Below are 13,360 nucleotides of genomic sequence, written 5' to 3' on the forward strand. Positions count from 1 at the left end.
CGCGTCAGGCGCTGATCAGCTTGAGGTCAAACGCGCGCTCGATGAACCATACCAGCGCGATCACCAGCGTCAGCACCGACCCGCCGAGGTAGATGCCGCGCCGGTAGAAAGGCGTCTGGCGCAGGAACCAGGCGGAGGGCAGGAACACCGCGACGATCGCCAGCTGGCCGATTTCCACGCCGACGTTGAAGCCTAGCAGCGACAGCACCAGCGTCTCCTGCGGCAAGCCCAGTTCGGCCAGCACGCTGGCGAAACCGAAGCCGTGGATCAGGCCGAAGCCGAAGGCGACCATCCAGCGCCGATGCTCGACCAGCGGCTTGAGATTGTTGGCGGCGGCCAGTACCACTGAGGCGGCGATGGCCGATTCGACTAGCCGCGAAGGAAGTTCGATCAGGCCGAGCGCGGCCAGCGAAAGCGTGATCGAATGCGCCAGCGTGAAGGCGGTCACCACCCACAGTACCTCGACCAGCGACTCACGGAAGCGACCGACGCCGCGCCAGCGCCCGGCCTCGTGCACCAATACGGCCGGCAGCAGCAGCGAAAGCAGGAACAGGATGTGGTCGAAGCCGATCCAGATATGCCAGATGCCCTCGACCAGGTACTGCCCGAACTGGGCCAGGCGTGAGATTTCGGCCGCGGCGAACTGCTGCTGCGCGCGTTGCGGCGCCAACACCGCCGTCTGGGAGGTGCCGTCCAGCCCCAGCCGCAACAGCCCGCGATGCAGTGCATCGAGATCGAACAGCAGGCGATAGTCGATCTGCAGGTCGCCGCCGCCAGCCGGGCAGGTGCCGGAAAGGCTCAGCACCGCGTAGGCGCCGTCGGTGTGCTCATCGACCAGATGGTCGGCGACCTCCAGTCTGCATTCACCGCCACGCTGCAGCGCGAGGCGGGCCAGCGCCCAGGCCGCGATGTCGGCATGGCGCGCTCGCAGTTCGCCCCAGGTGATCTCGCCATTGCCGTCGGCATCCAGCCCGAGCGCGAAATCGATGTCGCGCAACGCGATGTCCCACTGCCCCGACACCTCCCTGCCCTTGAAGTCGAGCATCAGGTAGCTGTCGCTGGCCTTGTGCGCCAGGACTGGAGCCGAGAACAGCAGGAACAGGGCCAGCAGCCACCAGCGCCGCATCATCGCCGTGTCACCAGCGCCGACTCTTGCGCAAGGCGTCGCAATCGCGCGTCCTCGAAGCCGCTGCTGGCCAGCCAGTCGCGCACGGCCTGCGCGGCTGCGCCGTCTCCGGCCGCAATCGCGGCTTCGAGCAGGATGCGGGCGTCGCGCGGTTCGCGTTGTACGCGGTAATTTTCGGCGGCAAGACGCAAGGCTTCTTTCGCGTTGCCGCGCAGGCGCAACTGGTAGCGGGCCTCCTCGGCCTGGTGTGTCGTATCGCCGCGCAGCCTGGCGGCGGCGAAGCGATCGTCCAGCATCTGCGCCAGGCGTGCCGCGTTGGGGCCCTTCACCGCCGCTTCGGCCTCCGCCAGCCGCAACAGCAGGTTGTCGGACGGCTCCCAGCCTGCCAGTTGCTTGAGCACGTCTTGTGGCCGGCCAGCATCGAGCAGGAAATCGCCCCAGGCGGCGAGCAGATAGACGTCTTCGCGACCCAGGGCGAGGGCGTCGCGATAATGCTTTTCGGCCAATTCCGGTTTGCCGCGCCAGTCGGCGACTTCGCCCAGATGGGTCAGCAACCAGAGCCGATTGCCAGGATCGCCCGCTTTCGCCAGCGCCGCCTGCAGGGTCTGATACGCGGATTCGAGCTTGCCGCCGTAGGCTTGCACCAAACCAGTGCAAGCGCCAAACAAGACGGCACGATCCAGGCGTTGCAGTGCCTCGCATTCCCGTTGCGCCGCAACATAATCGGCCTGAACCAGGAAGATCGCCCCACGCCAGGCGTGGGCCGTGGCGAGATCCGGATCCTGCGCCAGGGCAGCGGCAAAATCGTCGAGCGCACCGACGAAATCATGCCGATACTGGCGCGCGAGGCCCCGGATTACCCTCAGCGAGGGCGGTAGCGGTTCGCCAAAGCGAGCGACTACTGCCTCGACATAGCCCACGTAGCGCGGGTCGCCGCGCGCCATGGCGAGGTCGAAGTAGCGCTCGGCCAGCTGCGCCGCGAGCTGCGGATTGTGTCCCGCCGCAGCTTGCGCACGGCGCAATCCGGCCAATTCCCGGGTCGTGCCGTCATTGGCGCGGACCGGCAATCGTTCGATCACCTCGGCATCGGTCGTCGGTTTACGCGGTGCAGCATCGACGGCCGGAGCAAGCAACGACACTGCCGCAATCAAAACAAGCGCGCAAATGTCGATAACACGGGTCAACTTGGCGAAAGGCATAGGCGTTAAATGTCCGTGCTCGCCAAACGGGCGTCACGCTTTCCAATAATCCTTAGGAGTTTACACATGAGCAAGCTACTTTCGATCCTGATCGCTGCCGCCTTTGCCGCCGTTTCCGCTGGTTCGTTCGCTGCCTCGCACGCCGCCGCCGCCAAGGACGACAAGAAGATGGAGAAGAAGGAAGAGAAGAAGGACATGAAGGGCATGTCCGGCATGTCCGGCATGGAAGGCAAGAAGGACCAGAAGGGCATGTCCGGCATGAGCGGCATGTCCGGCATGGAAGGCAAGAAGGACATGAAGGGCATGTCCGGCATGTCCGGCATGGAAGGCAAGAAGGCTGAAAAGAAGTAATTCCAGCGTTCTGAATGAAAAAAGCGGGCTCCGGCCCGCTTTTTTCATTCCATTTCATCCGGATCGCGCGCTCGGCAACGACTAACCCCGGGGAAACCCGGCAAGCCAGGAGTTTCACCCCCCATCTGCGTGCAGCGCCTCGGATTCGACCACCCGAGACGCCGGCGCCGCGCACAGCACACCATCGAGCAAGGCGCGCGCAATCGCTGCCGGCGTCACGGCCCGCCAGCGGCGCGGAATCAGTGGCGCCAAGGCGCGCGCGAAAGTCAGGGCCAGGCGCTCGCCGGAACGGCCTTCCGCCCGATCCGCATCGATAAGCGACGGACGCAGGATGACGTAGCCGGGATAGCCAAGCTGGCGGATCGCCTCCTCGGCTTCACCCTTGGTGCGCAGGTAGAAGTTGCCTGACCGGGCGTCGGCGCCAAGCGACGAGTTGAATCCGAAACGCGTCGCGCCCGCCGCCCGCGCCAGGCGTGCGATGCGCAACGGCAAGTCACGGTCAACCGCGGCGAAGGCCGCCCGCGACCCGGCCGCGCGCAGGGTGGTGCCCAGCGTGCACACCACCGCATCAACCGCCCACCATTTGGCGTCCTCGGGCAAGCGGTCGAAATCGACCACGATATTTTTCAGCTTCTTCGCAGCTGGCAGCGGACGCCGCGTAAGGGCCACGACTTCGGCCACACGCCGGTCCGCCAGCGCCTGCGCCAGCACCTCCCGTCCCACTTCGCCGCTGGCGCCGACCAGCATCAGCCGCAGAGCCCGGGTCATGCCGGCTCCGCGCGGCGCCAGACGCTCGCAAGCCAGGGTTGCTGCTCGCACGGCAGGCCGGCGGGCCGGTAGTAATGTTCCAGTTCGGCGAAGCCGGCATCTACCAGATAGCCGCGCCAGGTCGAAAGGTCATAGTAGGCGCCGTAGCGGTCGCCGTTGATGCTCTCCTGATTTTCGCCACGCGGATTGGAACTGAACAGCACGCCGCCCGGTTTCAGCGTCGAGCGCAAGGCGCGCAGCACGCGCGGCAACTCCTGGCGCGGCACATGGAACAGCGAGGCGTTGGCAAAGATGCCGTCGAAGTGGGCCACCGGCAGCAGCAGGTGCAGGAAATCCTGCTGCCAGACCTCGCATCCACTGTGGCTACGGGCCATCTCCGCCAGCGCCTGCGCCCCTTCCAGGCCGATAGCCCGGTGCCCAAGCTCCACGAATGCGCGCAGGTCGCGTCCCGGGCCGCAGCCGAAATCGAGCAGCGTGAACGGCGGCGCGCCGCGAATGTGGCGCAGCAGGGCGTCGATATTCTGCGCCACGTCGTGGTTGCGCGTGCCCTCCCAGAATGCCTCGGCGCGGCTCTGGTAATGCCCAAGCGTGCGCTCGACAATCTGCTGAACGGCTTCCGGATCGAGTGTCATCGTCTGGCTCTCCGCTGGAATGGGCGAAGCTTACCCGCTCGCCGTGCCGGCAGCGCCGACTTTTTGAAGGCAGACCGATAACGGCCGCCATCGTGGCGTTACCTGGCCATACCTCCGGATCACTCGTGCCACCCAACGCGACGATCCGTGGAGCCGCGATCATGGTCATCGCCATGTCGCGAGCGGCTTTCGTAGTCGTGGTGCCGGTACGCACGCACGACCCGGCGCGGCGGCTCCAGGTACCAGCGATCGCCGCGCTGCTCCCAGTGCCCGGCACGGCGACCGGAACGTACCCGACTCCTGGCGCCGGCGGCGGACCGATGCCGACGCCGATCGAGACATCGCCGATCCGGAAGCGAACGCGACCGCTGTCGGCGAAGAATGACGTCGAAAACAGCACAACCAGCACGACGGCAACGGACGAAACATGTTAGGCAGTTTTCATGTGCTTCCCCTTGTCAATCGCGCGCCCTGAATGAGCGACATGCTGATGAGCAAGTTAACGCAGCGCCGTGCCTGGAGCCGCCCACGAAACTGCAAGGCGGGGAGGCAGTTTGTAAGTGAATGTGGGGGGCGCAACAAAGTCAGCACGGTTCCGGTCAGTATGACTTTCGCGTTCCCTGAACGCGGCCGGGATGGCGGCTTGGGATCGTGTTTCTGCTACGACCGCATAAGCGCCCATGGGCGACGCACGCGTTGCCTGAAAGCTGCCTTTGAATTGGGACTTGAAATTGTTAAACGAAGGGGTTGCTGGTTATCGTACCGGTTCCGTGGAAATCATCGACATTTCGGGTTACGACCGTCAGATCATGTATCAACGCTATGGCTGCGATCTGCTTGTCTATTGGATGTTCATGACGGGGCGACATCAGGCGGCCCCATACCTGAGCGCATTCGTCATCGAAACTCAATATCCGATCAGCGTAGCTCGTGACAACCAGGTCGAGCCAAGTTTCTAGCTTTCTGGCTTGCGGAAGATCGCCACGATGCCGGATATTCTCCAGGCCTCGTCGAAGCTCACCGATGGTTTGCACGGACAAATAGAGGTCTTCAGCTTCGATTGCCTGGAAGAACCGTTGAACACCCGGGTTTGCCTTTTTCCCCTTCCGGGCCTCGCTTATGACATTGGTGTCGACCAGGTACATGTGGGTACCTACCCATTGCGGCAATCAAAATCTGAGTCTTCGCCAACATTTGGCATATTCGAGAGAATCTCGGCAACAGACCGTCGCTTCGGGCGCTGCAAAACTGATCTCAGTATTTCGCGATGCTCGGCTTCCGCGCTTCGACCATGAGCTGCTGCCAGTTGTTTCAGTGCCAAGGCAACATCCTCGTCAACGTTCCGAACCACTAGATTGGTAGCCATAGCATCATCTCCCTAACTGCAATCAATGCTAGCACTTTAGCGCAGGAGCGATTGCACCGCAATCATATCGTGGCCGCAAGCGCGGCCGGCCGGACATGCCCGAGTCAAGGCAGCGCAGGTAACAAGTTGCTCGCCGAAAACCGGACGTTCAGGCGGGCCGGAGCACGCATCGACTATTCAACATCGAGTGGCCAGATTTGGCCGGTACCCGACTTGACCAATCCACCACCATATTCCGTATGCCAAATTAAAACGCCACGGCATGCCGTGGCGTTTTCTTGAACGCAAGCTCCGTCAATCAGCTCTTCAGCGCCACCAGCACTTCATCCAGCATCTTCTTCGCATCGCCGAACAGCATCCGGTTGTTCTCCTTGTAGAAGAGCGGATTATCCACGCCGGCATAGCCCGAGGCCATCGAACGCTTCATCACGATCGAGGTCTTGGCCTTCCAGACTTCGAGCACCGGCATGCCGGCGATCGGGCTGGTGGGATCGTCCTGCGCCGCCGGGTTCACGATGTCGTTGGCGCCGATCACCATGGCGACATCGGTGGTCGGGAAGTCGTCGTTGAGCTCGTCCATTTCCATCACGATGTCGTAAGGCACCTTGGCTTCGGCCAGCAGCACGTTCATGTGGCCAGGCATGCGCCCCGCCACCGGGTGGATGCCGAAGCGGATGTTGACGCCCTTCTCGCGCAGGTGCCTGGTGATTTCATACACGGTGTGCTGCGCCTGCGCCACCGCCATGCCGTAGCCGGGAACGATGATCACGCTCTTGGCATCCTTCAGCAGTTCGGCCGTCTCGGTGGCGCTGACCGGCACCACTTCGCCGGCCGGTTGCGCCGCGTCGCCCTTGGGCGCCGGCGTGCCGCCGCCGGTGCCGAAGCCGCCGGCGATGACGCTGATGAAGTTGCGGTTCATCGCCCGGCACATGATGTAGGACAGGATCGCGCCGGAGGAACCCACCAGCGCGCCGACCACGATCAGCAGGTCGTTCGACAACATGAAGCCCGTCGCCGCCGCCGCCCAGCCGGAATAGCTGTTGAGCATCGAAACCACCACCGGCATGTCGGCGCCGCCGATCGCCATCACCATGTGGATGCCGAACAGCAGCGCGATCACGGTCATTATGATCAGCGGCGTCATCCCTGCTTCGATGCTGGGCGCCTTGATGAACTCGCCGCCGAACCAGATCACCACCAGCAGTCCGATCAGGTTGAGCCAGTGGCGTGCCGGTAGCAGCAGCGGCGAGCCGCCGATCTTGCCGTTGAGCTTGCCGAAGGCGATCAGCGAGCCGGAGAAGGTCACCGCGCCGATCAGGATGCCGACGTAGATTTCCAGCTCGTGGATGGTCTTCTCGGCGCCAGTGAGCGGATGCGAAGTGTCGATGTAGCTGGCGAAGCCGACCAGGCAGGCAGCCAAGCCGACCAGGCTGTGCATCAGCGCGACCAGTTCGGGCATCTGCGTCATCTTGACGACTTTCGCCGCATACAGGCCGACGGCGCCGCCGACCACCATGGCACCGATGATCCAGGGGTAGCCTGCCGCTGTGACGCGCGGACCGAACACCGTGGCCAGCACGGCGATGGTCATGCCGATCATGCCGTAGAGGTTGCCGCGCCGCGAGGTCTCCGGGTTGGACAGCCCGCCGAGGCTGAGGATAAAAAGAATGGTTGCTCCGATGTAGGAGACGGTTGCCAGATTTCCAGACATTTCTATGTGTCTCCTATTTGCGGAACATGTCCAGCATGCGCTGGGTCACCGCGAAGCCGCCGAACATGTTGACCGCGGTCAGCGCAATGCCGCCCACGGCCAGCCACCGTATCCACGGCTCCGGCGGTACGCCGCCGGCCAGAGGCGGAGCAATCTGTACCAGGGCGCCGATGCAGATGATGCTGGAGATCGCGTTGGTCACGCTCATCAGCGGCGTGTGCAGGGCCGGCGTCACGTTCCACACCACCATGTAGCCGACGAAGCAGGCCAGCACGAAGACCGTGAAATGTGCAAGGAAAGCCTGGGGGGCGTTGGCGCCGACGAACCAGAACAGAACGGCGGCAATGGCGAACATGATCGCCAGCTTGCCGGCCGCCATGGGTTCGCTGGCGGCGCCGTGGCCGTGGCCGCCTTTCTTCGCGGCGGGCGTGGCCGCTGCCGCCACAGGCTTGGCGGGCGGCGCAGCGGAAGGCTTGGGCGGCGGGGGCGGCCAGGTAATGTTGCCTTCCTTGACTACCGTCAGGCCGCGGATGGCTTCGTCATCCATGTTGACGTCGATGTTGCCGTCCTTGGTTTTGCACAGCTCCTCGGTGAGGCGGAACAGGTTGGTGGCGTACAAGGTCGAGGACTGCTTGGCCAGGCGCGAGGCCAGGTCGGTGTAGCCGACGATGGTGACGCCATGCTTGACCACGGACTTGCCGGGCTCGGTCAGCTCGCAGTTGCCGCCGCGCTCGGCCGCCATGTCGACGATCACGCTGCCCGGGCGCATCGACTGCACCATCTCGGCAGTGATCAGCCGCGGCGCCGGCTTGCCGGGGATCAACGCGGTGGTGATGATGATGTCCACCTCCCGCGCCTGCTTGGCGTACATCTCGCGCTGGGCCTGCTGGAAGCCCTCGCTCATGACCTTGGCGTAACCGCCGCCGCCGGAGCCCTCCTCCTCGTAATCGACCTTGACGAATTCGCCGCCGAGCGACACGACCTGATCGGCCACTTCGGCGCGGGTGTCGTTGGCGCGCACGATGGCGCCCAGGCTGGCGGCCGTGCCGATCGCCGCGAGACCGGCGACGCCGGCGCCGGCGATGAAGACCTTGGCCGGCGGCACCTTGCCGGCGGCGGTGATCTGGCCGTTGAAGAAGCGGCCGAAGGCGTTGGCGGCCTCGATCACGGCGCGGTAGCCGGCGACACCGGCCTGGGAGGTCAGCGCGTCCATCTTCTGGGCGCGGGAAAGCGTGCGCGGCAGCGAGTCGATGGCCAGCACGGTCGCCTTTTTCGCGGCCAGCTGCTGCATCAGTTCGGGATTCTGCGCCGGCCAGATGAAGCCGATCAGGGTGCCGCCTTCGCGCAGCAGGCCGACCTCCCCCGTCGTCGGCACGCCCATCTTGAACACGATGTCGGAGGCCGCCCATAGCGCCGGCGCACCGACGATCACTTCGGCGCCGACGGCGCGATAGCTGTCGTCATTGCAATTCGCCGCGTCCCCGGCGCCGGATTCAACGGCGACCTTGAAACCCAGCTTGATGAGTTTTTCAACGACTTCCGGTACGGTGGCGACGCGTTTCTCGCCGGCCAGGGTTTCCCGGGGAACTCCAATTGTCAGCGCCATGATTCTCCCATTCTGTTTTTCGTCGATGCTCGCCTAATTCGAACGCGCACTCTTGTCGTTGATTCCGGTCGCCGCATTCCATGTCAATGCAAGCGGGATAGGCCCGCACCGAAACTTCGCCGTGTCACTCGCAACCGACGCACGCCCTGTCCACGCAGATGTTGCGCCGCCGTATGATACGCCTTTCGTCCCCGTATGAGCCGCCCGCCATGACGAGTTCAAAGCCGAATCGAAGCCGCAATCGCGCCGCGAAACGCCTCTCGCTGGCTGCAAAGGTCGGCCTCGCGCCCGGCGCGCTGATCCACCTCGGCGAGCGCAAAACAGAGCAGGCGGCGATCTCGCTGATCGAGTACGGCGAGGCGCAACTGGTCGAACACCAGTTCACCTCGCTGGAAGCGTCGAAAACCTACCAGCCGAGCCTGCCGGTGCTGTGGCTCAATGTGCACGGACTGCACGAACCCGACGTCATGGCCGAGATCGGCCGCCGTTTCAACCTGCATCCGCTGGTGCTGGAAGATATCCTCAATACCAACCAGCGACCCAAGATCGACGACTATGGCGACTACCTGTTCATCGTCGCGCGCTTCTTCGAGATCAATGGCGAAGACCGGCAGATCGGCTCGGACCAGGTCAGCCTGATCCTCGGCCCGAACTTCGTCCTGAGCTTCCAGGAACGGCCCAGCGGCCGCTTCGATCCATTGCGCGAACGCTTGCGCCAGAATCGCGGCCAGATCCGCAGGCTCGGCGCCGACTACCTCGCCTATTCGCTGCTCGACGCCATCGTCGACCGATACTTCACGATCCTCGAGGACATCGGCGAGCGCACCGAGGAACTCGAAGACATCATGCTGGAACGGCCAAAACCCGGCTCGCTGCAGACCCTGCATCAACTCAAGCGCGAGACGCTCAACCTGCGCCGCTCGATCTGGCCGCTGCGCGAAGTGATCAACAGCCTGACCCGTGCCGACGACCGCTTTTTCCACCCCGACACCCGACCCTACCTGCGCGACATCTACGACCACACGGTGCATGCCATCGAATCGCTGGAGGCCAATCGCGACGTGATCGCCGGCATGCTCGATATCTACCTGTCCGCCGTCAGCAACCGGGTCAACCAGGAGGTACGGGCACTGACCGTGGTCGCCATCATCTTCATGCCGGCGACACTGATCTCGGGAATCTTCGGCATGAATTTCAGGGTCATGCCGCTGCTCGACCTGCCCACCGGCTTCTTCATCGCCCTGGGCATGATGGCCACGCTGGCAACCACGCTGTCGGTCATCTTCTGGCGCAGGCGCTGGCTGGAATGATCCGCTCGCCATCTTGCCGATTCGGTTTCGACCCGATCAACACCGAGGAGTCATGCGCGCGTTCGCCATACTCCCGACCACGGCCCTGGCATCGGCAATGCCGGCGCGAAGACCTTCGTGGCGCGCCAGGACGAACCGGGCACCAAGGGCGACATCGCCAGGAATATGAAGGAAAAATCCGCGGCCAAGTTCGACACGGCGGATACGAATAAGGATGCCCGGCTGAGCAAGGAATAGGTGGCGAAGGTCTCCGGCTTCTACGCCAACAACTTCGGGAAGCACGACAAGGGCAAGAACCGCTTCCCCAGCTGGGGGAAATTCGTCGGCCACCATCGCCGGCCGATGCAGCCGTCCTGGGCGGCGCCGGCTGCGGCGACCCTAGCCGCCCCGCCCGCGCAACAGCCGGCGTTGCACCTTGCCGGTGGTGGTCATCGGCAGGGCGTCGATGAATTCGATGATCTTGGGATATTCGTAGGGCGCCAGATACTGCCGTACATGCTGCTGCAAGGAGGCTTCCAGTTCGGCCGAGGGCTTTTCGCCGGCGGTAAGCACGATGAAGGCCTTGACCACGGTGCCGCGCGTTTCGTCCGGCGCGCCGATCACCGCGGCGTTTGCCACCGCCGCATGCTTGACCAGGCAGTTTTCGATCTCTCCCGGCCCGATACGGTAGCCGGCGCTCTTGAACATGTCGTCGCTTCGCCCCTGGTACCAGAGCACGCCGTCCTCGTCGAGCTTCGCCAGGTCGCCGGTGCGGCCCCAGGCATGGGGGTCGTCGATTCCGCCGCCAAAGAATTTCTCGGCCGTGGCGCCTGGATTCTTCCAGTAGCCGAGCATGAACACCGGATCCATTTCGCCGTTGCAGCTGCGTTGCACGCAGACTTCGCCCATTTCGCCGGGCGCCACCGGGTTGCCTTCATCGTCGAGCACGCCGAGCTGGTGGCCCGGATAGCCGCGGCCCATCGCGCCTGCCTTGGGTGGCGTCACCGCTGCGCAGTTGCCGACGATGTAGTTGATCTCGGTCTGGCCGTACATCTCGTTCACGGTCACACCCATGGCTTCCTGCGCCCAGTGGCAGACGGTCTCGCCGACGGTCTCGCCGGCGCTCATGATGCTGCGCAGGACCAGGTCGTACTTCTCCCGTGGCCGCGGCACGGCCTTCATCATCATCTTCAACGCCGTGGGAAAGAGGAAGCTGTTCCTGACGCCGTACTTTTCCATCAGCCAGAAGGCCTTGTCCGGATCGAAGCGGCCGCGATAGCCGAGTATCGGTTGGCCGAAATTCCAGCTCGGCAGCAGGGCATCGAACAGGCCACCGGTCCACGCCCAGTCGGCCGGCGACCAGAACATGTCGCCGCGCCGGGGATAGAAGTCGTGTGAGCAGACGAATCCCGAGAGGTTGCCGATCAGGCTGCGCTGCGCGATCAGCGCCCCCTTCGGGTTGCCGGTGGTGCCGCTGGTGTAGATGATCATGGCCGGATCGTCGGCGCCCGTGTCGCGCGGCGCATAGCGCGGCGAGGCCAGCGGCAGCAGCGTCGCCCATTCGCGCACCCAGGATTCGCGCGCGCCGCCGACGCCGATCACGTGCTTGAGGTCGGGAAGCTTGTCGCGCACCGCGCCGAGCTTCTCCAATCCGCCCTCGTCGATGATCGCGACGCGCACCTCGGCGTGCGACAGGCGGAATTCCAGCGCATCGGCGCCGAACAGGTGGGAGACAGGAACCGCGATGGCGCCCATCTGGTAGCAGGCCATGTGCGCGATGCCGGTTTCCGGGCGCTGCGGCAGGATGATGGCGACGCGGTCGCCGGCCATGACGCCCATGGCGCCCAGCACGTTCGACAGGCGGTTGGCCGCCTGCTGGATGTCCCAGAAACTCCAGGCTTCCGCTTGACCGGCCTCGTCCTCGTAATACAGGGCAAATCGGGAGCGATCTTCCGCCCAGCGTCCGCAGCAGGCCTGGGCGATGTTGAAGCGCGGCGGAACGTTCCAGCGGAAGCTCGAATGCAGGGTCGCCCAGTCGCGCGCCGTCGCGTCGAGAAACATGCCGCTCATGCCGAAAATCGCGCGTCGAGCAGTTCTATCCAGTGCCGCACCGGCAACTCGGTGCCGCTGCCGAGGTGAGCGATGCAGCCGACGTTGGCGCTGGCGATCGCCGCCGGCCGTCCGGCGCTAAGGGCATGCAGCTTGTTGGCCTGCAGCCGTTGCGAGATTTCCGGCTGCAGCACCGAGTAGGTGCCGGCCGAGCCGCAGCAGAGGTGCGAATCGGCCACTGGTGTCAGCGTGTAGCCGGCCGCGACCAGCAGGGCCTCGATGGTGCCGCGGATCTTGAGGCCGTGCTGCAGGCTGCAGGGGCTGTGGAATGCCAGCGGGCGTTGGGCTTCCGCCAGCGGCGGACAGGCCGCCAGCAGGGCTTTCAAGGCATCGGCCTCGGCGAGGATGACTTCGCTGACGTCTCTTGTCGCCAGCACCACGCGCGCCGACTTCGTCGCGTAGTCCGGGTCTTCCTGCAGCAGGTGGGCATACTCGACCACTTGGGTACCGCAGCCCGAGGCCGTGGTCACCACGTGCTCGGCACCGGCTTCGAGCAGGGGCCACCAGGCATCGATGTTGCGCCGCGCGTCGTCGCGGGCGCCTTCGGCTTCGTTGAGGTGCAGGCGCACCGCCCCGCAGCAGCCGGCGCCGCGTGCCTCGATCATCTCGATGCCCAGCCTGTCGAGCACGCGCCGCGTCGCGCCATTGATGTTGGGGTACATGGAAGGCTGCACGCAGCCGGCGAGCGCGATCATTTTCCGCGCGTGCGCGCGGTGCGGCGCCGGTCCGGCCGAAGACAGCGGCGGCACCTTGGCGCGCAACGCGCCGGGCAGCATCAGGCGCACCGATTGGCCCAGCTTCATCGCTGCGCCGAACAGGGTCGGGCGCGGCAGCAGGGTCTTCAACGCCCCCCGCATCATGGCGTCGCCGCCACTGCGCGGCACCTTGCGCTCGACCACTTCACGGCCGATGTCGAGCAGGCGCGAGTAATGCACGCCCGAGGGGCAGGTGCTCTCGCAGGAACGGCAGGTCAGGCAGCGGTCGAGGTGCAGCCGGGTCTTTTCCGTCGGCGCGGTGCCTTCCAGCACCTGCTTGATCAGGTAGATGCGGCCACGCGGTCCGTCGAGTTCGTCGCCGAGCAGTTGGTAGGTCGGGCATGTCGCGGTGCAGAAGCCGCAATGCACGCAGCGGCGCAGGATTTCCTCGGCTTCGCGGCCGGCCGTGGTATGTCGGATGAAATCGGCGAGGTGGGTTTCCATCAGC

12 protein-coding genes are annotated in these 13,360 nt (G+C 64.8%); 3 read left to right on the top strand and 9 right to left on the bottom strand.

Translation table 11 applies throughout. From position 1 onward, the window contains the following. Positions 1-4 precede the first annotated feature (4 nt). Both J0M27_RS09665 and J0M27_RS09670 read right to left on the bottom strand, forming a co-directional pair. Positions 5-1,129 carry a HupE/UreJ family protein gene (locus J0M27_RS09665; protein ID WP_294990502.1) on the bottom strand — a complete coding sequence of 375 codons (1,125 nt, stop codon included), beginning with the start codon at positions 1,127-1,129 and terminating at the stop codon, positions 5-7. After that, positions 1,126-2,205, bottom strand: a complete 1,080-nt coding sequence (locus tag J0M27_RS09670) for a hypothetical protein (RefSeq protein WP_294990505.1) — start codon at positions 2,203-2,205, stop codon at positions 1,126-1,128. The genes J0M27_RS09665 and J0M27_RS09670 overlap by 4 nt, the downstream gene beginning before the upstream one ends. Before the next feature lie 186 nt (positions 2,206-2,391). On the opposite strand from J0M27_RS09670, the gene J0M27_RS09675 reads away from it, so the two are divergent. After that, positions 2,392-2,676 (top strand): hypothetical protein, encoded by a 285-nt coding sequence (locus tag J0M27_RS09675; protein ID WP_294990509.1) that lies wholly within the window; start codon positions 2,392-2,394, stop codon positions 2,674-2,676. 114 nt (positions 2,677-2,790) lie between these two features. Here J0M27_RS09675 and J0M27_RS09680 read toward each other — a convergent pair whose 3' ends face one another. Both J0M27_RS09680 and J0M27_RS09685 read right to left on the bottom strand, forming a co-directional pair. Then, the gene (locus tag J0M27_RS09680; protein ID WP_294990512.1) at positions 2,791-3,444 is read right to left on the bottom strand and encodes an NAD(P)H-binding protein; all 654 of its coding nucleotides are present in this window, start codon (positions 3,442-3,444) and stop codon (positions 2,791-2,793) included. Next, entirely contained in the window at positions 3,441-4,076 is a 636-nt protein-coding gene (locus tag J0M27_RS09685; RefSeq protein WP_294990514.1) for a class I SAM-dependent methyltransferase, read from the bottom strand. Before J0M27_RS09685 ends, J0M27_RS09680 begins: the two co-directional genes overlap by 4 nt. Positions 4,077-4,237: 161 nt before the next feature. On the opposite strand from J0M27_RS09685, the gene J0M27_RS09690 reads away from it, so the two are divergent. After that, a complete protein-coding gene (locus J0M27_RS09690; protein WP_294990517.1) occupies positions 4,238-4,510 on the top strand; it encodes a hypothetical protein in 273 nt (90 codons plus the stop codon). 300 nt (positions 4,511-4,810) lie between these two features. Here the strand turns inward: J0M27_RS09690 and J0M27_RS09695 are convergent, their stop codons facing one another. The 3 genes from J0M27_RS09695 to J0M27_RS09705 all read right to left on the bottom strand — a co-directional run bounded on the left by J0M27_RS09695 (position 4,811) and on the right by J0M27_RS09705 (position 8,759). After that, the gene (locus J0M27_RS09695) at positions 4,811-5,221 is read right to left on the bottom strand and encodes a type II toxin-antitoxin system VapC family toxin (protein WP_294990520.1); all 411 of its coding nucleotides are present in this window, start codon (positions 5,219-5,221) and stop codon (positions 4,811-4,813) included. Positions 5,222-5,740: 519 nt separating this feature from the next. Further along, positions 5,741-7,153, bottom strand: a complete 1,413-nt coding sequence (pntB, locus tag J0M27_RS09700) for a Re/Si-specific NAD(P)(+) transhydrogenase subunit beta (protein ID WP_294990524.1) — start codon at positions 7,151-7,153, stop codon at positions 5,741-5,743. A gap of 13 nt (positions 7,154-7,166) precedes the next feature. Beyond that, positions 7,167-8,759: a Re/Si-specific NAD(P)(+) transhydrogenase subunit alpha gene (locus J0M27_RS09705; protein ID WP_294990527.1), complete on the bottom strand. Its 1,593-nt coding sequence runs from the start codon at positions 8,757-8,759 to the stop codon at positions 7,167-7,169. A 209-nt stretch (positions 8,760-8,968) separates the two neighbouring features. Here J0M27_RS09705 and corA point away from each other — a divergent pair, with 209 nt between their 5' ends. Next, a complete protein-coding gene (gene corA, locus J0M27_RS09710) occupies positions 8,969-10,069 on the top strand; it encodes a magnesium/cobalt transporter CorA (RefSeq protein ID WP_294990529.1) in 1,101 nt (366 codons plus the stop codon). A gap of 378 nt (positions 10,070-10,447) precedes the next feature. Here corA and J0M27_RS09715 read toward each other — a convergent pair whose 3' ends face one another. Both J0M27_RS09715 and glcF read right to left on the bottom strand, forming a co-directional pair. Next, entirely contained in the window at positions 10,448-12,118 is a 1,671-nt protein-coding gene (locus tag J0M27_RS09715) for an AMP-binding protein (RefSeq protein WP_294990531.1), read from the bottom strand. Then, positions 12,115-13,356 (bottom strand): glycolate oxidase subunit GlcF, encoded by a 1,242-nt coding sequence (gene glcF, locus J0M27_RS09720; RefSeq protein WP_294990534.1) that lies wholly within the window; start codon positions 13,354-13,356, stop codon positions 12,115-12,117. The genes J0M27_RS09715 and glcF overlap by 4 nt, the downstream gene beginning before the upstream one ends. Positions 13,357-13,360 lie beyond the last annotated feature (4 nt).

This window comes from Sulfuritalea sp. (assembly GCF_017302275.1).
Lineage (GTDB): Bacteria > Pseudomonadota > Gammaproteobacteria > Burkholderiales > Rhodocyclaceae > Sulfuritalea.